Genomic DNA, 19329 nt, shown 5'->3' with positions numbered 1-19329 from the left:
ATAAGGAGGGCTATAAGAATGAGTAGATTATTGTGCAATGAAACACCGATGTTGGTATTACCGAAGTTAGCGACGAGGATTGGCTTGAATGAAACGATTTTTCTTCAGCAGCTTTTTTATTGGCTGAACGAAAGCAAACATACTCATGATGGACATCACTGGGTGTATAACACCTATGAAGGCTGGAAAGTACAGTTTCCATTCTGGTCCATCAGCACGATTCGCCGAATCATCTCAAAGCTTGAACAAGAGAAATTAATTCTGTCAGGAAACTTTAATCGATTGAAATTAGATAAAACAAAATGGTACCGCATTAATTATGAGGCATTAGAAGCCATCAACGGTGAAGGATTTCGATCCTCTGTTGTTCAAAATGAAGAGGAAGTGAGCGTTCGAAATGTTCAAGATGAGTCCTACGAGGATTCGAACTGCCCAGCTGAAGAAACAATGTTGAGCACACCATTACCAGAGATTACTTCAGAGAAAGAAGAAGTAAAAGAAATGCGCACTGACGGAGAGAATCCATTCCGGTTTTTCGAACAAAATGGGTTCGGCACGATTGGTGCTTATATCTCGGAAAAAATTCTGAGATGGTGTGAGGACTTGTCGGAGGAACTCGTCATCGAGGCGATGAAACAAGCGGTGGAAAATGGATCAAGAAACTGGAAGTATATCGAAGCCATCCTTCGTGATTGGGCCGGTAAAGGATATCAGACCGTAAATGAAGTTCACGCAGCACAGCTTGCTTTTACAGAACGACTACCGAAAAAACGGAAACAGTCATGTGAGAGTACAGGAAGATCGATCCCGAGTCTATTTAAATTGGATCTCTGTGCTGGGGAGGATGAGGAAGGATGATGGGAGAAAAGGCCTTCTTAGGGTGCTTGATGAAGGCAAGTTATTTGATCCAAGATACGGTTATCCGACCACAGCATTTAGCGGAAACACGTAACCGAGAAATCATGCAACAGATGATTGAGTTTAATATTTCAGGCAAGGGGAACGATTTTTTAATTACGATGTCGTTTAAGAACAACCTTGATGCCTTTGGAGGAATGTCCTATCTAAATGAACTACAAGCTCATGCGGATGTTGAGAAATTTCACGAAATCGAGAAATTGGTCCTCGAAGCATGGAAGGAACGTGAAAAGAAAAATATCTTAACTCTTGCAGCTAGCCATGATTGGGAAATTAGCCAAGTAATTTCTAAGCTAGATAAAATTAACGAAGTCAGGTTAGAGGACCATAAGTCCATCACCCAGGCTTTAGCAGACGTGTATGAGGCCCCGTGGCAGGAGGTTGAGTTATCTATAAGTGCGACAACAGGCATAAAACAGCTTGATGTCATGACGAGTGGCTTTCAGGATGGTGAAGTGACCATTCTTGCGGCACGGCCTTCGATGGGGAAAACGGATGTCATGCTTCATTTTGCAAAGGCTGCAGGATGGGCAGGCTACCTTCCGTTGCTCTTTTCCTTAGAAATGCCTGAGAAATCGATCACCTCGAGACTAATTGCTTCTACAGGAGGCTTCAATCGGGTGAAAATGCGGAACCCGAAGCTGCTATTAAGTCAAAGTCAGAAGGATCGATGGCCAAGTATTATAGGAAGTCTGAATAAGACCACTATTCAAATTTTTGATGGCGCAAGCCAAACCGTTGCGGAAATGAGAGCGAAAACCCGTAAGATGATTCACCAATTTCCAATGAAGAAACCGATTATTTTTATCGACTATTTGACCTTAATTGGGACAAGTCACAAGGATGCTGGAAACTCTCATATGCAGGTGACAGAAATTTCAAAAAGCCTAAAAGCAATGGCTAAAGAGTTTTCTTGCCCAGTCGTGTGTTTAGCACAGCTCAACCGTAATGTTGAAAGTCGAATGAATAAACGACCGATGATGTCCGATATTCGTGAATCCGGAAGCGTGGAGCAGGATGCCGATCTGATTGTTTTCCTTTATCGTGAAAAATATTACGACCAGAGTGAAGGAAACCCGATGCTAGAGTTGATTGTGTGCAAAAACCGCAACGGTCCAGTCGGGACAGTTATGGCGAAATATAACGAATGTACAGGTAAGATTGAGGATTTGCCTGAAAGTAATGAAACGAAGGTTTCATCTTAACGGAATCATGATGATGATTCCCTTATGTACAGAGAGTACAAGCAAACATGCTAGCAGAGGTGGAGCCGGACACATGTTGGTGAAGGATGTATACCTTGACGCGGTCATGTACGAGGAATCGGCGTTGGCACATTTGATCCATCACTTAATCACAGAACGGAAGGTTAGTTTGGAGGATTCACTATCGGTCCTCGACTTTGAAAGGGCGGACATGCAGAAAGTAACAGAAATGATTCGTCAGAATGCGTTAGGATTTCAGAAAATCAATGTGTACTCGTTAAAAAAGAATGATAAAACATTCATTTTCATCTTTGCGGCAAGCCGGCAAGCAGCGGTTGACTATTACACCTATACGTTTCGTCAGCGTCCTTTAAATTGTCACGAGCTTTCACTAGACTACGAGATGAGCAGGGGCAAGGAAGTCATCACATTTCGGGCGCTAAAAAGTGAATTTGAGAAGTTCCCTGCAATAGCAGGTCATTTTGAGAGGTACTAGCTTTACCTAAACACGACATTCAGAGGATATGATAATATTATTATGTCAACTAAAAGTGCTCTTCTCACACATCCTAATGATCCTCCAGAAATAACGCCGGATCATTTAGAGTATTCCGCTCAATCTAGGAATCAGGATAAAGACCAGCCTGTGGTGCAAAGTCCTACGGAGTTCTCTTCTTTTCAAGCTGCAATCGTCCAGCGGGCAATCGATGGCGACACGATTGAACTAACCAACCGTCAAAGGGTGCGCTTAATTGGAATTAACACCCCAGAGTCTACTTATAAAAACGAAGTGTACGGAAAAGAAGCACGAAACTATACCCAAGAACAGCTAGCTGGAAGAACCGTCTGGTTACAAAAAGACCTGTCTGAACGAGACCGATATGGAAGATTGCTCCGGATTGTCTGGGTAGAACAACCAGATAACTATTCTGAAAATGAAATTCGCTTGAAAATGTTTAACGCTGAACTAATCTTGAAAGGCTACGCCGAACCCTCCACTTTTCCGCCAGATGTAAAATTCAGCCCTTATTTTCGGCAATTTGCCCGCGAGGCACGGGGGCAAAAAGTGGGCTTGTGGAGGTTTGGAGGCAAGGGGACGACGACTGGGGATTTTGATTTTATTACGTAGGTCGGACTAAATACGTGTTGTAACAAAGTGATTAGTAGAGAACTGGCTAAACATGCTCGGCAATTCTATTTGGACATAAATTACTCTAAGGTTTAGGGAGTTACAAGGTACGGACCCATCAATACTAATTCTATCTCTATGTATTAAACAAGTTTTAAAGGGATTTGGGTACGATAAACCCAGTCCCTTTTTATGTAGAATTCATGTGTGAAGTTTGCTAGAATCTAAAATCATAGCAAGACAGGACAACGGGAGGATGTATTAGTGGGGAACAAGAAAAATCAGGAAGCTTGGAAAGATGCGAAAAAGCGATGTCAGCTAAACGAAGCTGATCTTCAAATGGCGAAGGAATTGGGATTGACGCCTAGGAGTCTATTGAAAAACATCCCTACACCTGATCAAAAATGGAAAGCGCCAGTAAAATGGTGGGTTCGTGGTTTGTATGAGGAAAAGTTTGGGAAAGTCTTATCTGTAAAAGCCACTCCAAACAAATGGAAAGCTGAGAGGAAAAAGTTAGAGAAAGAGTCTATCATTTCAGTGGATTTGGAGGGTTTGCCATTTTGAAGAATCAGGATCGGTTATCTGATGAAGAAATAAAAGTAATCTTGAGAGCGGCAGATGAAATCCTTGGACAAGGAGGGAGAACCCTTCTCACAAGGGTCACGAGAGAAAAAACTGTTACAGTTGGAATTAGATAAGTGTCCTGTGTATGGCTATTTTACTAATGATGGCAATCGCTTTTGAAAGTCTGATTGTAGCCATCCTGTCATTTAACCATATAGAAGACTTCCATCAGTGGGGGCCCTTATCCCCCACTGATGGTTAGTCGGGAATTTTGGGGGTCAGTCCCCCGGTGGAGTAAAGGGTTACTTCAGTGGAATCTGACCCCATTTTCCTTCCAAATTCCGTCACTTGAAACGAGTCAAAGATTGAAGCCCTAAGTTGCTATATGAGAGAAAAGCCGCCAACTAATTAGTAAGCGCCTTTATTACGGTTGTCGTTTTCGAACTGTTACAGAGTGAGAATGGTAAGGAATTTATATATATATGTGATTTGTGACAGCGAACGATCCCTAAGTCCTCCTGCGTAGTAGCTATTTATGAGAATTTTTTCTTTCTGTTTTATAATATAACTAGCTTTCAGAAAGGAATGAATTATTTACTAAGAGTATCGACCCATTTTTTTCTTTTATCAATAATGATCGTACTTTTATGATGTTTATTTTTGAAAGATAATAAAAGTAAGGTTAATAATATAAATGAAGTCTAAAATGGAACATATTGTCTTTTAAATCCTGTGATTGGTTCCTTAGTAAGCTGGATAATAACCACGGATTTTATGGGATTATTTGGAGAATGAATCTCGTTTAAAGGCTGTGTTTTTGATTAAAAAGAAAGAAAAGGGGTTTTAAAATGAGAAGAAAGTTCGAATACGTATTAAAAGTGGCTCCCAAGTTTTTTCAAATCATTTTGAATGTGTCTCTTCTCTTCTTAGCGGGAATTCTCTCATTTTTATTAGTCCAAGAGTTATTCGCTTTCTCTAACATATTATGGACAGCTGGTGTTAATGATTATAAGGAATTTCTAGCAAGAATTCTTATCTTTTTCCTATACTTTGAATTTATTGCAATGATCGTAAAATACTTCAAAGAGGATTACCATTTTCCATTAAGATACTTTTTGTATATTGGTATTACGGCAATGGTAAGATTAATCATTGTTGACTATGATCAACCCATAGACACGCTAGTCTATTCACTTGTGATATTGGTGCTCATTATTGGCTATTTCATTATGAATATTACACCACGCGAAAGACCCGAGGTAAATGCTTTGTTGAATAGGGGGAAGGAAGAGTAATTCTCACCCAAGCTCTAATAGAAAATGCATACAATTTTGAATTTTGAATTTTGGGGTCAGTCCCCCGGTGGAGTAAAGCGTTACTTCAGCGGGATCTTGACCCCATTTGGTCCTTCTTAATAGACCATTACTGAGTAACAACAATTTAAAATTGTGAAGTTTTTCACTTAAACTAACGGAGCAGGATTGTTCAAGAAGGATTAATTCTTTCTATTATAGAACATTTATATAAATCGTTTAATAATGTAAATAAAGATTGGAGAAATGATGAGAATTTTATTTAGCTTTTTTCTATTACTTATGGGAGGTCTTTTTATGGGTATTACCGTTGATAACTCTATATTAGGTAATATTATAGTAAAAATAATTGGGGCAATATGTTTTGTGGGTTTTTGGAAAATATATCTGAAAGAAAATGGAATGCGAAAAAAACTATGAAATTCTTAGGAGAAATTTAATACTCTGCTTTTATACCGAAAATTGTTTTAATACTTTTCCTTAGTGAAGTAACGAAGCAGAAGAGTGGAGCAAGAGATAATTATTTACTGGGGGCTTATTTAATGAAATATTTCTTGAAATTAAATGTTGTTAGTATCCTATACGCTCTTATGTTATTTATTCCACTTGAACTTATGTTAAATGTGTATAGAATTAGCAGAATAACAAATTGGGAAATTGGTACAGTTAATATTTTGACTGGTGTAACGTTAATCATTGAAATTATAGGTGGTACAATATTACTCGTTTTCTTAACAAAAAAATGGTTGGGTGAGCGAAAGGCAAACTTTTGGACAGGCATCTTGTGGGCACCCTATTTTGTTCTTTTTATTTATTTATTCGCATCCTTATTTCCGATAACTTATGGCGGTGACGGCCCTAATCCTGTTACTGGTCTTTTAGCGATTGGAGGATTGATAGTCTTTCCGTTTTATATACTAATTCTCAATTTTTTCAGTATGACAAGTGACGGTAAAACGATTAAGACTGCCTAAATATAAAAGATTGTGCAGATTTGCAACTAAAGTAACGGGTGCAAGAGCGGTAAAAGGAGTATACGATGGCAGTCTCTATTGTTTATTGTGTTTACGAAGCAGCTTTATTAAACACAAATAGTATGAAGTAATCCCAGATGGTATAATTAGATAAAATATTCATGAAAGAGGTGATGAACATCATGAATACTGCTAAGGAACGATTACTTAAAATTATTGATGAAATTCCAGAGCAAGAAGTCGATAAAATCTTAGACTTTGCTGAATATTTAAAAGCGAAAAAAGAAAAAAGTTTATCTCAAGATTTAACAAAAGCGAGTGAAAGTAGCATAGATTTTTGGGAAAATGATATAGATGATGAGGTTTGGAATGATGCATAAACAAGGTGATATATTTTAATTCCAGTTCCGTTCAGTGATTTAACGAATAGAAAACAAAGTCCTGCTCTCATTATTTCAAATGATGATTATAACCAAATGACTGATGATATTCTGGTTGTCGCTATTACATCACAATTAAAAGACCTTGATTAATCAGTCATGATTAAAGAAAAAGACTTAGACGAAGGTACTCTTAAAGTTACATCAGCAGTGAGAGCAGACAAAGTTTATACACTTTCAAAAAGAATCATCAGAAAAAGATTTGGAAAAGTGAACACAGAAGTATTGAATAGTGTTCGAACTAAAGTACAAGAGTTAATAAAATAGCAAATAAATCTAGACTAGATGGGCTGCTATAAGCAGTCCTTTTTGGTTCTTAAATAGTGTACTTAAATTAACGGTGGCTTTAGTTTAACAATAGCTTGCAATCAATACAGGATCTTTTGTTGCACCGTACAACCATACTATGCAATAGAAACTAGAACTATTTTGAAAATCATTAGTCTAATTCCTCGTTAAAAATAAGCAGGGATTAGGCTTTTTTTATTTTAAAAGTATTTACGTTGTAAATTTCTACTAGTAACTAGATGCTTCAGTAAAACACCAAATCAAATAAACCCTTATTGCTCTTATCTTATTAAGACCAATAGGGGCATCATTACCATTTGAATTGATGCCAACTATGCCTAATTAATTGTCACAGACCATTCGTAAATATTCTCTGATTTCTTTCTCTATCTCAGTATCGTTGTATAAATTGGGATAAATGACAGATTCAAACACTAAGCCGTGGATGAAGATCGTTAATGTATTGGCGCTTTTCTCGATATCAATCGGAGCATGAATGTACTCATTTTTATGTAGTAACATCAAGACATCTTTGGCAAAATTAAGGTTTACTTCTCGAAATCGATCTTTTGTCGCATGGTATTCTGGGTTCATTGTTGCCATGATGGAAAACTTCATCCAGATATCATTTTCCATTCGTTCTTCTTCTGTATTGGCTTGAACAATCTGCTTGATCATCCGTACGGCGTGTTCAAATACCTCCTGATTTACCTCTATGACCTTTTGCATTCTTTCCTCAAATCTTTGATAGATGACATCCATTGCAAACATATAGATGTCTTTTTGTTTTGGAAAAAAATATTGGACAGAACCTAAAGATAAATCTGCTTCTTTGGCAATCTCACGTAACGTAGCTTTTTCGAAACCTGAATGATGAATGATCCGAAACATTGCTTCTATAATATGATCTTTTCTTTGAGCATGATCTATTTTCTTTGGCAATATTAAAACTCCCTTGATTTAATAAGTCAGTTGTATTACAATGTTTTTAAGTCAATTGACTTAATTAAAAATAACAGTAGAATCTTCTTATCATGAGTGAATTATAGTTTAAAAATTTACTAATCACAAATCTATAAAAAGTGAGGAATGTCCTTTGAGTGCTTATTTACTATTGGCTGTATCCATTGTAAGCGAAGTGTTTGCAACTTCTATGCTTAAAGTCGCTAATGGCTTTAAAAATCTTTTACCCACTCTAGCCGTAATAGTTGGATACGGGGTATCCTTTTATCTCTTATCTATTTCATTAAAAACGATACCAATTGGAATTGCTTATGCCATTTGGGCAGGAGTAGCAACAGCCCTAACTGCATTGGTCGGTATGATTGTGTACAAAGAGAAGTTTAATAGAAAAAAGTTAACTGGGTTTATTTTTATTTTAAGTGGTGTCATTCTATTGAACGTAAATGGAGGCCATTAACCCTGTAGAAAGAGGATGATGTATGAAGGGCGTTATTTATTTGACAATATCAATCATTACAGAGGTTTTCGCCACAACCATGCTTAAATTGTCAGAAGGATTTACAAATTTATATCCGACTTTAGGTTTAATGTTTGGTTATGCGATTTCTTTTTACTTTTTATCTTTATGTTTAAGAACGCTTCCATTGAGTTTAGCTTATGCCATTTGGGCTGCGGGAGGCACCGTTTTGACAGCTTTATTAGGTGTGGTCCTATGGGGTGAAGCGGTAACCACTTTGAAGAGCATTGGATTACTAATGATTATCGGTGGAGTCATTATCTTGAACTCTACGAAAGAGGTTGAAACAGGAAGAGTGCCTTCTGCAAAAGTTTCCTAATCTCCGGGGGATCCCATAGAATCTTTAATCATGAATCTGTAATTCTGCCAGCCTATTGTGCAATTTTAAAGGCGATCACTTATAAAGGAACGGGTTCTGTTCTGAAGTACAAAATATGAATGAACCTTGCATTTATAAAGTAATTCGCACCAAAATAAAAAGCAATTGGTAAGTAAATCAGAAAAGAAAAAAGCTTGGAGACATCTATGTTCCAAGCTTTTTTTATCCCAGATAAGCGCCGGTTAGTGAATTTAGGATTTTCAATAAATTCAAGTGAATTAGCCACTAAAATAAGGGGAGAAATTCCTCTTATTAAGGAAATAGCACGAAAAATAGATTAAATAGAGGGAAAGATTCCCGCTATTTACTAGAAAAACATGAAAATGGACCTTTTTGCTTTGCCTTAGGGGGAAAAACTCCCCTTATTTAAACAATCAGAAGTTACTCAATTAAGGATAAGAAAGAATGTCTGCTTTGTTATCTGCCTTTCAGACATAACACGCACCCCTTGCTAGTTAAAATCATTTGTAGCACACCAATTGGTCTAACCAATAGCATGCGAATTTTCATGCCAACAAAACCCTATGACACCCATGTTAAAAGGGGTTCAAAATTCAGGGCGCATTTCCCGTTTATTTCATTAACCTCATATATAAAAGAAGCAGTCTAATTCAGTTGCGAATAGGACTGCTAATGGTGTGCTAATTCAATTTTTGTATTAAAACGTTACTTATAAAGTAGCCGCCTTTTCTACAAAAACTACGCAACAAAAACTTCATGTATCACGCCACCATTCAAATTCCTCCTTCTTATGCTACAGAAGCTTCGGTAGAAACTCGTTTTTTATAGACGATTTTGCTAAGTGAAATACTTACTTCATACAAAATAAATAAAGGAATAATAACTAAAACATCGGAGATCAGGTCAGGTGGTGTGATGAATACAGAGATGGCAACGAGCAAAAAATAAGCAATCTTTCTTCCTTTTACTAGCTTTTCTGGGCTGACAATTCCTAGCCTGGTAAGGAACATGATGACCGCAGGCATTTCAAATAAAAAACCAAAAGGAAGAGTTAGATGAAGCATGAATTGAAAATACTTTTCTGCTGTGAAGAATGTTTCAAATTGGTTTCCAGCGATCTCTAATAAAAAAGAGAGAACTAATGGAAATAGAACAAAATACCCAAACGATATCCCTAGAATAAATAGAATCGATAAACCTGGAATAAACAGTAAGGTGGCTCGTTGTTCTTCCTTAGATAGCGCTGGTTTTATGAACTTCCAGACTTGATAGGCAGCTACAGGAATTGTAAAAGCAACGGCAAAAACAGTGGCAATGACCATATAAACCCATAAAATATCCCCAGGACCGAGCAAAGCTAATTTCCCATCTAAATCCCTAACTAAATAATGATAAAGGTCCTCGACAAACACGAGAGATCCAATGACAGCTAGGATAAAAATCAGTAGTGTAATCATTATCCGTTTACGTAATTCCGCTAAATGATCCGTGAGTTGCATTGCATCTTTTTCCATTTAGGTAACCTCCTTTCATAAAAAAGAGAGATGTAGGCGCAATAGGATTACCTACATCTCTCTCTCCATTAGCTTCCTGTTTTTTTGTTATGTTGATCAACTGTATGTAGTGTTGTTTTTTCTTCCGGTTTTGCTGGGGTATCGTCACCACTTACTAATTCACGGGTTGCTTTTTTAAATTCCTTTAAGGTTGTTCCGAAGGCTCTACCTACTTCAGGCAGTTTTGAAGGGCCGAAGATAATGAGAGCCAGGACCAATAAGAGAATTAATCCAGGAATTCCGATGTTTTGTAGCATGTTTAAACCTCCTTATAGGTGAGAGTTTTATAAGTTAATTCCGTGGCGCTCAAAGGCTGCCGCTTCGAGAATGGACATACCCTGCTCCTTGGCAACCTTAGCCACTTTTTCTGAAACTTGTGGTACAAGATTTGTAGGAGCAGCAAAAGACATTTCTCTTGCGCGCGCGGCGTTTCTACGCTCGAACGGTCCCCAAATGGCAAAGGTGATGCCTGGAGTTTGGATATTGACAAAAAGCGTTTTTCCATCTGGTGAGAAGGTTGGGCCTGCAAACTCATTATTATTTAAAGCGTTGGCGGCAAAAGGATAGACCTTTCCTTCAGGGGTAATCCCCATAATCCGATCCTGGCCAGCACCATCTTCTACAAACCAAAGGTCGCCCCAAGGAGTACAGCAAATATTATCCGGATATTCCATTTGTTGTGCATCATTTCCTTCATAGAATAGCTCCAGTGTATTGGTGTGAGGAACATAGCGATAAACGCGTCCAAGTTTTTTCTCCCCAGCAGAAGTATCATCGAACCAGAAAACCCCCTCCTGGAAGAACGCTCCTTCTAGTCTTGAGAACTTAATGCAGTTTTGTTCATTCGCTTCTTCACGGCACCAATGCGGATTGACTTTCTTCCAAACAATCTTAAATGTTTGTCCTGTTTTAAAGTTGCTTGCAGCTGGGTCAGTTGCCGCTTCAATCGCCGCCGCATAAAGGGTACCGCCTTTTTGTAACGAACCTGGTTTTTGGCTGATATCATTTGGAATAAAACGGTAAAGGTAGCTTGGGTTCGAATCTTCAGTTAAATAGACAAATCCTGTTGAAGGATCAATGGCACAAGCTTCGTGAGAGAAACGTCCCATTTCCTTAATCGGTGTTCTGGACAATTCGTTTTCTGGTTGCTGTGGATCGACTTCAAATACATATCCGTGTCCCTCAGAACGGTTTTCTTCACAAGTGAGCCAAGTGCCCCAAGGTGTTGCTCCACCAGCACAATTCCGGATCGTCCCTGAAGAGGTGACATATTCTTTCATTACCTCTCGATTTGAACCTACAACTAGAGCAGATGTACCGCCACCAGCATTTGCATCAAAAGGATTTTTTCCAAAGGCTGGACCACCAGATATCTCGTGATTACGCACAAGAACCGTTGTATTGTTCGGTCCTTCAAAAGCCGCCATTCCATCAAACATTCCAGGGATTTTGCTTCCGTCTGTCATCCGTTCGCCTTCTCTAGAAATGATTTTGTAATGGAAGCCTCTTGGAAGATCAAGAATTCCATCCGGATCCGGAACTAAAGGACCATATCCACCAAAGCCGCTCGTTGGATTATTGGCTCTCCCAGCTGCAGAAGCTGTAGTTTGTCCATCTACAGATAAAAGACCTGTCGTGCCTAAAGTCAATGCAAGGGTACTCATTCCACCAACCTTTAAAAAATCTCTTCTGTTCAAACCGTTCTTTTCCATTTGTCTGCCTCCTAAAATTTAATTGTTTACTAGGATGTTAAAAACATATGTGGTTCATCTGTTTACTAAGTTAAAGGATGAAGTTTAATTACGAGTTAAGGGACTGTAAAAATAGTGTGAATATTTAAAATAGGTATAAAGGTGGATTTTTTAAGGAAAAGGGAGATGGAATTCTTTATTTCATTGAGGAAAGTAGGAATTAATTAAGTTTCGAAATGAAAATCAGGATAAATGAACCATGAAGTAGGTAAGGGAGCATGAAAATAAAGTAAATTGAATGTTCTCTTTTTGTAAAGTTCTTGTTAATTTATAAGAAAACTACTAGAAAGAACCAACTTATTACTCTGTTAGGTTAACTATAGTGGCTATAGTACAGCAGAAACGAGAATATTATTGATTAGAGATTAAGTATAATTATAATATTATGGTTTATTAAGAAGGGGAGATAGGATGATTCAAGGGTCCTGGAAAGCGTTAGCATGGATTGGGTTAGCTGAATTATGCGCATTAAGCTTGTGGTTTAGTGCTTCGGTTATCGCGCCCGAACTTATTCAAGTATGGAATCTGAGCTCCAACTCAGAAGCATGGTTGTCTGCTTCAGTCCCCATTGGTTTTGTGATAGGTGCATTAGTTAGTTCTTATTTCGGGATCGCCGACCGTTATAACCCCCGGAAGGTTCTTGCACTTTCAGCGTTTCTAGGGGCACTATTGAACGTCTCTCTTATCCTAGTCGATCATGCTTTTTTCGGAATCCTCCTTAGGATTTTAACGGGTGTTTCACTCGCAGGTGTATATCCGACCGCTGTGAAAATTTTATCCCAATGGTTTCCCAAAAAACGTGGCCTTGCGATCGGAATCTTAATAGCCTCGTTAACTCTTGGGTCCTCTTTGCCACATTTTATTGTAATGTTCACATCGTCTTTAAATTGGCGATTAGTAATTATTTGTAGTTCACTATTGGCACTGTTTGCAGCGCTCATTGTTAATTGGCTTTTAGAAGATGCTCCAGTAGAGACAAAGAAATTACCTTTTTCCTTAAAACTAATCAAAAAGGTCGTATCGAATAAACCAGTGATGCTTGCGAACTATGGCTACTTTGGGCATATGTGGGAATTGTATGCGATGTGGACTTGGATTCCAATTTTTTTGACCGTTAGTTTTACAAGCTATGCACCAGGCATTTCTCCTTGGTTCATTGCCTTAGCCTCTTTTATAACCATCGGAATTGCAGGGGGAATTGGCTGTGTCGTAGGTGGCTTAGTCTCTGATAGAATTGGAAGAGCCAATTTAACAATCATTTCAATGTTGATCAGTGCAATTTGCTGTATCTTAATCGGTTTCACATTTGGGCAATCGATCTGGTTAACTCTCATCCTATCAATTATTTGGGGAATGTCTGTTATCTCAGATTCTGCCCAGTTTTCTGCCGCAGTTTCAGAAGTAGCAGACGTTGAGTATGTAGGAACAGCGCTTACTTTTCAAATGTGCATTGGGTTCCTCATCACGATCTTTTCTATCAATCTAATTCCAATTATTCAGAGAGTAGTTGGTTGGGAATGGGTCTTCGCCTGTTTAGCAATTGGACCGATTCTTGGGATCGTGTCAATGGTTCATTATAAACGGTTTGAAACGAACAATGTCAAAGGGACAATAGGGCAAATATAAAAAGGGATTGGGTTGTAGACTAAGTAGTTCCGATACTGTGGAGAAAATGTAAAAAACAGCTTTATTATTACACCAAAACGAAATAGAATTACCACAATAAACAACAGTATAAATAGCATACAAAAAAACGCTTGGATATTATAATCCAAGCGTTCTGCTTTTAAGATTGTCTTATTCAACTATAGCCGTTACTTTAGTGTAATCTATTCAGTAGTTGGAACATACAAAAAGGGAAGAAGGCTCAAAAAAATGTAATAAAGAGAAGAAGGCTCAAAAAAATAAAACTAATAATAATTATAATTCTACTGATTATTATTTTCCCTTTCTTGTAGGCTTCTACCCCCCTAAAGAAAGTCATTAAGGTAATCATCAACATAAGTAAATGTCCGGAAAGGACTATTTCAGTCAATCCTACTATTAATAGATAAATAGCTCCTGTGATTAAAATAAATATTTGAGTACTTTCTATGATGTCAATTCTTTGCATATAAACCCCCATTTAAATTTTGGTAATGTTGTACTATTAAAAACTACTTAAATATGATTTTATTATCCAAGCGTTTTTGTTTGTTTGTATTGTCTTATTCTACAAAAGCCCGTTAATTCAATAAGAAACCTATTTTAACTTTATTTATTCAACTAACCTGCACGTTCGTTCACAATCCTTATAATAATATTTTAACATAAAATTTCCATTCACCTTCAAAAAAATAGCTCGCTCAAGTTGGCGAACAATCTTAGGTAAATTATATTCCTTTAGATTGAATGCTTTGTCTGTAAGACCTATCTCCACTAATTTGAAATTTTGAAAGGGACTTCTCGCTATAAGTTCGTTAAAAGCAAAGAGGGGGAGTACTAATGGAAATCATTTATCGACATGTTGCTAGAGCAGTCATTCCATATCAAGGGGAAATTTTAATAGCACAACTTAAAGGTGCACACTCATTTTTACCTGGGGGTGGTGTTGAACTCGGTGAGACTTGTGAACATACACTTAAACGTGAGTTATATGAGGAATTAGGAATTCAGGAGATAACCATCAAGGGATTTGTAGGAGTAATGGAAGATAGTTATGAGGAACATGGGAAGGTGTTTCACAGCATCTCACATGTCTTTGAGGTTGAAATGAAAGAAGATGAGTTAGGCAAGATTTATCCAACACCTTATTCCAAAGAAGATCATTTACACTTTTATTGGTTGAATCATACGAAAGAAGAATTGGAAGAACACAATGTTTTATCAAGATCCGTTCCAGAACTTGTTTCCAATTATTTTACTGACTACAAACCTCGTTTTTATACGGATATGCAGCATAAATCATTTGAATGAAGAGCGGCAGATGTAACGATTGTACAGACTAGCATTGTGACAAGTCACTGTGACTTGTCAAGGGACCACGTAGGTAAAACAAGATTTCTCTTCAGGGCGTGCCTGCGCTATTCATAAGCTAATTCCAACTTGTTTCTATATATAGCCATTTATATCGATTGCTCCAACTAACCAAATTACCACAATAAGTATTTTGATTCGTTACATGACCCTTGGATATGATAATATAAAAACAGGAAATCAATGGTGGTGATTATTAGGATGGGAAAAATTCAATCTTCAGAAGAGCTTATGAACTATATTTCGAAGATGAATAGTGATAACTCTGTATTCCAGTTTTCTATTCCTGGCAAAGGAAAATTTACACTTGTTTTACAGGAAGAAGATGAAAAATCCATACAGTTTGAAGCTGAAGAAAACCCTGAACTTAAACGGATGTTAAAAGAAAGTCAAGAGCAGTATGAAAATAAGCGTGCCATGACTACCTCAGAATTTTTAAATTCTTTGTCCAAGAAGGACTTTATGTAATGTATGACCGACATGTTAGTTGGCCACCTGCTGTTAGAGAGAAACTACTTCAGTTTAGGAGTGAAAGGTTTACTCCTGAAGAGACTCTCGACTTTATCTCAAATTTCATCATCGAAACCGAAGATCTATTAAAGAATCGAATAATTGGAAAAACGTACACTGAAGAATTCGGCATATACAAAGGGATTACAAGGGTCGTTATAAAGAGGTTTAGAGTTTATTATAAAGTGATTGAGAATGATGTTGTTATCTTAGCAATCCTTTTTCCAGGTGAAAGCTAAATAACTTTTACATAAAATCAATGACCAGATATAAAAATTAGATATGGTTATTTTTTATAAATAAAAATAATTACTGTTCAACTAAAAGATGAAGGTTTGTGAAAGTGTACACTGTAATAAGAAGTACTAAAATTGTGCCAAGTTGTGACAAGTCACTGTGACTTGTCATTTCCTTTTTCTTTCTGAAAAAAATAGCCGACCTGTCTGGGTCTGTCGGAAGTAGTTGATTCTGAAGAGATGAAAACTGGCGAACAGTGACTAAGCACTGTTCGCCATTGTTCTACCAACAGGGGCAGATCATCTGTATTAATTTGAATATATGTTGCGACAAGGTGCCTGTCCCACTGTCCCGCGATTATATTATAATTAAAATTACATCAATTTAGAGGTGAAAGAGATGAATAAAAGAAGAATAATCATGGATTGTGATCCTGGTCATGATGATGCGATTGCGATTATATTAGCTGCTGCACGTCCGGAGTTAGAGATCTTGGGCATTACGACGGTTTCTGGAAATGCGGAAATCGAAAAAACAACCATAAATGCACTGAAAATTTGTGATCTGGTTTCCTTAACTGATGTGATTGTTTCTAAAGGGGCAAGTGGGCCGCTTGTTCGGGTACGGGAAAATGCACCTGGCATTCATGGAGATACAGGTTTGGATGGGCCTGAACTGCCTGAACCTTCCCGCAGCTGGAGCGGTGAACATGGCGCTGATACGATAATCAGGCTTGTAAAAGAGTCAGAAGAGCCTGTTACCATCCTTCCGACAGGACCATTAACAAACGTGGCTTTAGCATTAGCAAAAGCACCAGAAATCAAGGATAATATTGAAGAGATTGTGTTGATGGGCGGCGGGACATTCGGAAACTGGACACCTACGGCGGAGTTCAATATTTGGGCCGACCCGGAAGCGGCAAAAAAAGTCTTTGACAGCCGCATACCAATTACTGTGATGGGACTGGATATCACCCATCAAGCCATGGCCACACAAGCAGTGATAGATCAGGTGAATCAAATAGACAACAAGGTTGCTAAAATAGTGGGAGAGCTATTAGAGTTTTTTGTTGCAACCAACAAAGAAATGTTTGAGCTAGATGGGGGACCCGTACACGATGTATTGACGGTCGCCTATTGTGTGGCACCTGAATTGTTTAAAATGAAAGAGGTCAATATTGTAGTCGAAACAAAAGGTGAATTTACGGCCGGGACGACATTAGTTGATCTGCATGGGGTAACAGGCAGAGAAAAGAATGCCAAGTTCGGAATGGAACTTGATGTAGAAGGGTTTTGGAATCTCATGTTTGGATCTCTTAAAAAATACTAAGCCTATAAAGAAGCTGGATTAAATGACTTCATACGTGGGATTGAATGATTATCATAATCGGAAGCATGAATATGGATTTGGAGCCTTTATTGAATCAGTTCTAAATAGGCTTCTACTATAAATGGATTCTAAAAACATCATACTTGGATGGGGGAGTAAATTTGAAACCGATTATATTCGATGTAGATACGGGAATCGATGATGCCTTGGCGATGTCTTACGCTTTAAACTCACCAGAACTGGAGTTGCTTGGTTTTACGACCTGTTTCGGTAATGTACCGGTAGAAGAGGCGACGCGCAATACACTGGCGGTTTTAGAAAAGGTAGGAAAGAAGATTCCTGTTTACGCAGGAGCTAATCAAACATTAAGTGGAAGGCAAACAAAAGGCTGGTCCAAACATGTCCATGGGGAGGACGGGTTAGGAAATACACTAAAGGAAGATCCACTTGCTCAAGCAGAAAGTCAATTTGGACCAGAGTTTATCATCGAGCAGGTGAAAAAACGTCCATATGAGATAACAATCATTGCCGTTGGTCCACTGACAAACCTTGCATTGGCGATAAAAAGAGCACCGGAAATCATCCCGCTTGTTAAAGAGGCTGTGATTATGGGGGGGGCTGTAAAAGTGCCAGGCAATGCGAGTGCCTTTGCGGAAGCAAACATCCTTGCTGATCCCGATGCAGCGGAGGTTGTTTTCTCTTCAGGTTTGCAGGTCACCCTTGTGGGACTGGATGTTACCATGCAGACTTTATTGCCAAAATCGAAGCTAGATGAATGGCGTGCTACTGGAAAAGAAAAGGCTCATTTTCTTGCAGACATGACCGAGTTTTACATAAACTTTTACGAATCTACGTATCCAGGGATTGGTGGCTGTGCCCTTCATGACCCGCTCGCAGTAGGGGTTGCCATCGATTCGAGTTTTGTGTCGACGGAAATATTTAACGTCAAGGTTACTACAGATGGAAAAGAGGTAGGAAGAACCATCGGTCACCTTGAAGGTGAGCCAAAGATTCGCGTCTGTACGCAAATCGAAAGCGATCGGTTTTTGGACCATTTTCTTAGTCGGATAATAGGATGAATGCAGAAAGTCCGCCTTTCATTTGGAAGGCGGACTTGTTACGTACGAACGGTGTCCACCATGGATTCTACTGTTCTACCAACACTATGTGCTAAATTCACAATGGAAGTCTTAAGCTCGTCCCATGTATTTCGTTCTATACTGATCATCTACTCGTCCATAGCCACTAAGGCAAAGTCCTGCTGGGACTGATCCTTTTTATCAGAACTTGCTCACTATATAATAATTAGCGTTTCGTAGCCTTCAACGGTATATAATGAAAAGAAAAAGGAACTAGGGGGTTGCTGAATGAGTGATTTGAACGTATTGTTCCGCAAACGGATTGGGTTTCCAGAAGAAGAGCTAACGTTTGAAAAGTTAGATGAGCTTTTAGTCAGAACTGCGGAGAAGATTCCGTTTGAGAATCTGTGTATTATGGAAAATCGCACGAGGGGACTTAGTAATGAAATTGTCATGGATAAAATTCTGCTCCAGAATGAGGGCGGTCTTTGTTATGAACTCAACTACATTCTCTATCTATTTTTACAAGAAAACGGCTTTGACACGTCATTAGTACGTGGTGTTGTCTTCAACCAAATGAAACAAGAATGGAGTAAGACCGGGAAAACGCATGTTGCGAATTTGGTTCAACATAATGGGAAGTTCTTTCTTGTGGATACAGGCTTTGGCGGAAACCTACCCTTAAAACCGGTTCCTTTATCCGGGGAAACAGTTTCCTCGGCTACTGGTGATTTTCGCGTTGAGCCTGTGAAAAATGAACATGGTGATTATCTAGTACATATAAAGCTAAACCATAAGGACCAAGATTGGAAAATCGGTTATGTTTTTGACTCGATGGACCACGTTAAGAGTGTTGAGGAGTTAGAAGAAATACAGACCATCATTAAAGAACATCCTGAATCAGCTTTTAATAAGAGGCCGTTGATCACCAAGTTAACGAGTAAAGGGAACATGACCTTAACTACAGACTCTTTTACCGAATGGGAAGATGGGCAGGAGAAGAAAAAAGGAATGGACGAAAAAACATTTAAGGAGTACAAAAGGATGTATTTTGGTTTATAGATGTGACAAGGTTGCTGTCCATCCCTATGTTTTAAAAGCACAAACGTTTGTTCTTGTTTATTGGAAAATATGCTAAACTAAAGAAGCAATAGAATAGGTTTCTCAAGGGTGGTCGGCACATCCCCAAACAGAAAGGGGGTGG

At 38.3% G+C, this 19329-nt stretch carries 23 protein-coding genes and 1 pseudogene; 20 read left to right on the top strand and 4 right to left on the bottom strand.

Translation table 11 applies throughout. From position 1 onward, the window contains the following. Positions 1 to 18: 18 nt before the first annotated feature. From BMX30_RS12355 to BMX30_RS24265, 11 genes and pseudogenes are all read left to right on the top strand, one after another. Positions 19 to 858, top strand: a complete 840-nt coding sequence (locus BMX30_RS12355; RefSeq protein ID WP_090745860.1) for a DnaD domain-containing protein — start codon at positions 19 to 21, stop codon at positions 856 to 858. Continuing rightward, on the top strand, positions 855 to 2123 hold the full coding sequence (locus BMX30_RS12350) for a DnaB-like helicase C-terminal domain-containing protein (RefSeq protein ID WP_090745857.1): 1269 nt from the start codon (positions 855 to 857) through the stop codon (positions 2121 to 2123). Before BMX30_RS12355 ends, BMX30_RS12350 begins: the two co-directional genes overlap by 4 nt. Continuing rightward, positions 2101 to 2619 carry a hypothetical protein gene (locus BMX30_RS12345; RefSeq protein ID WP_244532590.1) on the top strand — a complete coding sequence of 173 codons (519 nt, stop codon included), beginning with the start codon at positions 2101 to 2103 and terminating at the stop codon, positions 2617 to 2619. Before BMX30_RS12350 ends, BMX30_RS12345 begins: the two co-directional genes overlap by 23 nt. Before the next feature lie 42 nt (positions 2620 to 2661). Then, positions 2662 to 3252 carry a thermonuclease family protein gene (locus BMX30_RS12340; RefSeq protein ID WP_090745851.1) on the top strand — a complete coding sequence of 197 codons (591 nt, stop codon included), beginning with the start codon at positions 2662 to 2664 and terminating at the stop codon, positions 3250 to 3252. A gap of 264 nt (positions 3253 to 3516) precedes the next feature. Next, positions 3517 to 3816 (top strand): hypothetical protein, encoded by a 300-nt coding sequence (locus tag BMX30_RS12335; RefSeq protein ID WP_090745848.1) that lies wholly within the window; start codon positions 3517 to 3519, stop codon positions 3814 to 3816. Next, positions 3813 to 3950 carry a hypothetical protein gene (locus BMX30_RS12330; RefSeq protein ID WP_244532589.1) on the top strand — a complete coding sequence of 46 codons (138 nt, stop codon included), beginning with the start codon at positions 3813 to 3815 and terminating at the stop codon, positions 3948 to 3950. Before BMX30_RS12335 ends, BMX30_RS12330 begins: the two co-directional genes overlap by 4 nt. Before the next feature lie 714 nt (positions 3951 to 4664). Next, on the top strand, positions 4665 to 5111 hold the full coding sequence (gene psiE, locus BMX30_RS12325; protein ID WP_090745845.1) for a phosphate-starvation-inducible protein PsiE: 447 nt from the start codon (positions 4665 to 4667) through the stop codon (positions 5109 to 5111). Between the two features lie 315 nt (positions 5112 to 5426). After that, the gene (locus BMX30_RS24090; protein ID WP_280139965.1) at positions 5427 to 5549 is read left to right on the top strand and encodes a hypothetical protein; all 123 of its coding nucleotides are present in this window, start codon (positions 5427 to 5429) and stop codon (positions 5547 to 5549) included. Positions 5550 to 5671: 122 nt separating this feature from the next. Continuing rightward, positions 5672 to 6103, top strand: coding sequence for a hypothetical protein (locus BMX30_RS12320; RefSeq protein WP_090745842.1), 432 nt, complete (start codon positions 5672 to 5674; stop codon positions 6101 to 6103). Positions 6104 to 6285: 182 nt separating this feature from the next. Continuing rightward, positions 6286 to 6483, top strand: coding sequence for a DUF2281 domain-containing protein (locus BMX30_RS12315; RefSeq protein WP_090745840.1), 198 nt, complete (start codon positions 6286 to 6288; stop codon positions 6481 to 6483). Positions 6484 to 6495: 12 nt separating this feature from the next. Next, a pseudogene (locus tag BMX30_RS24265) lies at positions 6496 to 6810 on the top strand (type II toxin-antitoxin system PemK/MazF family toxin). A gap of 363 nt (positions 6811 to 7173) precedes the next feature. Here BMX30_RS24265 and BMX30_RS12305 read toward each other — a convergent pair. Further along, the gene (locus tag BMX30_RS12305; protein WP_090745835.1) at positions 7174 to 7773 is read right to left on the bottom strand and encodes a TetR/AcrR family transcriptional regulator; all 600 of its coding nucleotides are present in this window, start codon (positions 7771 to 7773) and stop codon (positions 7174 to 7176) included. 154 nt (positions 7774 to 7927) lie between these two features. Between BMX30_RS12305 and BMX30_RS12300 the strand changes: the two genes are divergently transcribed. Both BMX30_RS12300 and BMX30_RS12295 read left to right on the top strand, forming a co-directional pair. Then, complete coding sequence (locus tag BMX30_RS12300; protein WP_090745830.1) at positions 7928 to 8251, top strand: DMT family transporter; 324 nt, start codon at positions 7928 to 7930, stop codon at positions 8249 to 8251. 22 nt (positions 8252 to 8273) lie between these two features. Continuing rightward, complete coding sequence (locus tag BMX30_RS12295) at positions 8274 to 8630, top strand: DMT family transporter (RefSeq protein WP_090745827.1); 357 nt, start codon at positions 8274 to 8276, stop codon at positions 8628 to 8630. 809 nt (positions 8631 to 9439) lie between these two features. Here BMX30_RS12295 and tatC read toward each other — a convergent pair. From tatC to BMX30_RS12280, 3 genes are all read right to left on the bottom strand, one after another. Beyond that, positions 9440 to 10165, bottom strand: coding sequence for a twin-arginine translocase subunit TatC (tatC, locus tag BMX30_RS12290; RefSeq protein ID WP_090745824.1), 726 nt, complete (start codon positions 10163 to 10165; stop codon positions 9440 to 9442). Between the two features lie 68 nt (positions 10166 to 10233). After that, positions 10234 to 10461, bottom strand: coding sequence for a twin-arginine translocase TatA/TatE family subunit (locus BMX30_RS12285; protein WP_090745820.1), 228 nt, complete (start codon positions 10459 to 10461; stop codon positions 10234 to 10236). 27 nt (positions 10462 to 10488) lie between these two features. Further along, entirely contained in the window at positions 10489 to 11916 is a 1428-nt protein-coding gene (locus BMX30_RS12280; protein WP_090745817.1) for an alkaline phosphatase PhoX, read from the bottom strand. 450 nt (positions 11917 to 12366) lie between these two features. Here BMX30_RS12280 and BMX30_RS12275 point away from each other — a divergent pair, with 450 nt between their 5' ends. The 7 genes from BMX30_RS12275 to BMX30_RS12240 all read left to right on the top strand — a co-directional run bounded on the left by BMX30_RS12275 (position 12367) and on the right by BMX30_RS12240 (position 19187). Continuing rightward, positions 12367 to 13581: an MFS transporter gene (locus BMX30_RS12275; protein ID WP_090745812.1), complete on the top strand. Its 1215-nt coding sequence runs from the start codon at positions 12367 to 12369 to the stop codon at positions 13579 to 13581. A gap of 858 nt (positions 13582 to 14439) precedes the next feature. After that, positions 14440 to 14910 (top strand): NUDIX domain-containing protein, encoded by a 471-nt coding sequence (locus BMX30_RS12265; RefSeq protein WP_090745805.1) that lies wholly within the window; start codon positions 14440 to 14442, stop codon positions 14908 to 14910. Positions 14911 to 15171: 261 nt separating this feature from the next. Then, entirely contained in the window at positions 15172 to 15438 is a 267-nt protein-coding gene (locus BMX30_RS12260) for a hypothetical protein (RefSeq protein WP_090745802.1), read from the top strand. Further along, positions 15438 to 15719, top strand: coding sequence for a type II toxin-antitoxin system RelE/ParE family toxin (locus BMX30_RS12255; RefSeq protein WP_090745801.1), 282 nt, complete (start codon positions 15438 to 15440; stop codon positions 15717 to 15719). The genes BMX30_RS12260 and BMX30_RS12255 overlap by 1 nt, the downstream gene beginning before the upstream one ends. 397 nt (positions 15720 to 16116) lie before the next feature. Next, positions 16117 to 17046, top strand: a complete 930-nt coding sequence (locus BMX30_RS12250) for a nucleoside hydrolase (protein ID WP_090745798.1) — start codon at positions 16117 to 16119, stop codon at positions 17044 to 17046. 161 nt (positions 17047 to 17207) lie between these two features. Next, complete coding sequence (locus tag BMX30_RS12245) at positions 17208 to 18125, top strand: nucleoside hydrolase (protein WP_090745794.1); 918 nt, start codon at positions 17208 to 17210, stop codon at positions 18123 to 18125. Positions 18126 to 18413: 288 nt separating this feature from the next. Beyond that, complete coding sequence (locus BMX30_RS12240) at positions 18414 to 19187, top strand: arylamine N-acetyltransferase family protein (protein WP_090745791.1); 774 nt, start codon at positions 18414 to 18416, stop codon at positions 19185 to 19187. Positions 19188 to 19329 lie beyond the last annotated feature (142 nt).

This window comes from Mesobacillus persicus, assembly GCF_900109925.1.
Classification (GTDB): Bacteria; Bacillota; Bacilli; order Bacillales; family Cytobacillaceae; genus Mesobacillus_B; species Mesobacillus_B persicus.
Note: the sequence above shows the minus strand (reverse complement) of the source record. Positions and strands in the feature narration are given on the sequence as shown.

What these genes read in the sequence shown, in the direction of transcription:
- BMX30_RS12280 (WP_090745817.1), bottom strand. Translation starts at nt 11,916, where the DNA reads ATGGAAAAGAACGGTTTGAACAGAAGAGATTTTTTAAAGGTTGGTGGA.
- BMX30_RS12275 (WP_090745812.1), top strand. Translation starts at nt 12,367, where the DNA reads ATGATTCAAGGGTCCTGGAAAGCGTTAGCATGGATTGGGTTAGCTGAA.
- tatC (WP_090745824.1), bottom strand. Translation starts at nt 10,165, where the DNA reads ATGGAAAAAGATGCAATGCAACTCACGGATCATTTAGCGGAATTACGT.
- BMX30_RS12260 (WP_090745802.1), top strand. Translation starts at nt 15,172, where the DNA reads ATGGGAAAAATTCAATCTTCAGAAGAGCTTATGAACTATATTTCGAAG.
- BMX30_RS24090 (WP_280139965.1), top strand. Translation starts at nt 5,427, where the DNA reads ATGGGTATTACCGTTGATAACTCTATATTAGGTAATATTATAGTAAAA.
- BMX30_RS12285 (WP_090745820.1), bottom strand. Translation starts at nt 10,461, where the DNA reads ATGCTACAAAACATCGGAATTCCTGGATTAATTCTCTTATTGGTCCTG.
- BMX30_RS12255 (WP_090745801.1), top strand. Translation starts at nt 15,438, where the DNA reads ATGTATGACCGACATGTTAGTTGGCCACCTGCTGTTAGAGAGAAACTA.
- BMX30_RS12350 (WP_090745857.1), top strand. Translation starts at nt 855, where the DNA reads ATGATGGGAGAAAAGGCCTTCTTAGGGTGCTTGATGAAGGCAAGTTAT.
- BMX30_RS12340 (WP_090745851.1), top strand. Translation starts at nt 2,662, where the DNA reads ATGTCAACTAAAAGTGCTCTTCTCACACATCCTAATGATCCTCCAGAA.
- BMX30_RS12240 (WP_090745791.1), top strand. Translation starts at nt 18,414, where the DNA reads ATGAGTGATTTGAACGTATTGTTCCGCAAACGGATTGGGTTTCCAGAA.
- psiE (WP_090745845.1), top strand. Translation starts at nt 4,665, where the DNA reads ATGAGAAGAAAGTTCGAATACGTATTAAAAGTGGCTCCCAAGTTTTTT.
- BMX30_RS12320 (WP_090745842.1), top strand. Translation starts at nt 5,672, where the DNA reads ATGAAATATTTCTTGAAATTAAATGTTGTTAGTATCCTATACGCTCTT.
- BMX30_RS12355 (WP_090745860.1), top strand. Translation starts at nt 19, where the DNA reads ATGAGTAGATTATTGTGCAATGAAACACCGATGTTGGTATTACCGAAG.
- BMX30_RS12265 (WP_090745805.1), top strand. Translation starts at nt 14,440, where the DNA reads ATGGAAATCATTTATCGACATGTTGCTAGAGCAGTCATTCCATATCAA.
- BMX30_RS12250 (WP_090745798.1), top strand. Translation starts at nt 16,117, where the DNA reads ATGAATAAAAGAAGAATAATCATGGATTGTGATCCTGGTCATGATGAT.
- BMX30_RS12315 (WP_090745840.1), top strand. Translation starts at nt 6,286, where the DNA reads ATGAATACTGCTAAGGAACGATTACTTAAAATTATTGATGAAATTCCA.
- BMX30_RS12345 (WP_244532590.1), top strand. Translation starts at nt 2,101, where the DNA reads ATGAAACGAAGGTTTCATCTTAACGGAATCATGATGATGATTCCCTTA.
- BMX30_RS12295 (WP_090745827.1), top strand. Translation starts at nt 8,274, where the DNA reads ATGAAGGGCGTTATTTATTTGACAATATCAATCATTACAGAGGTTTTC.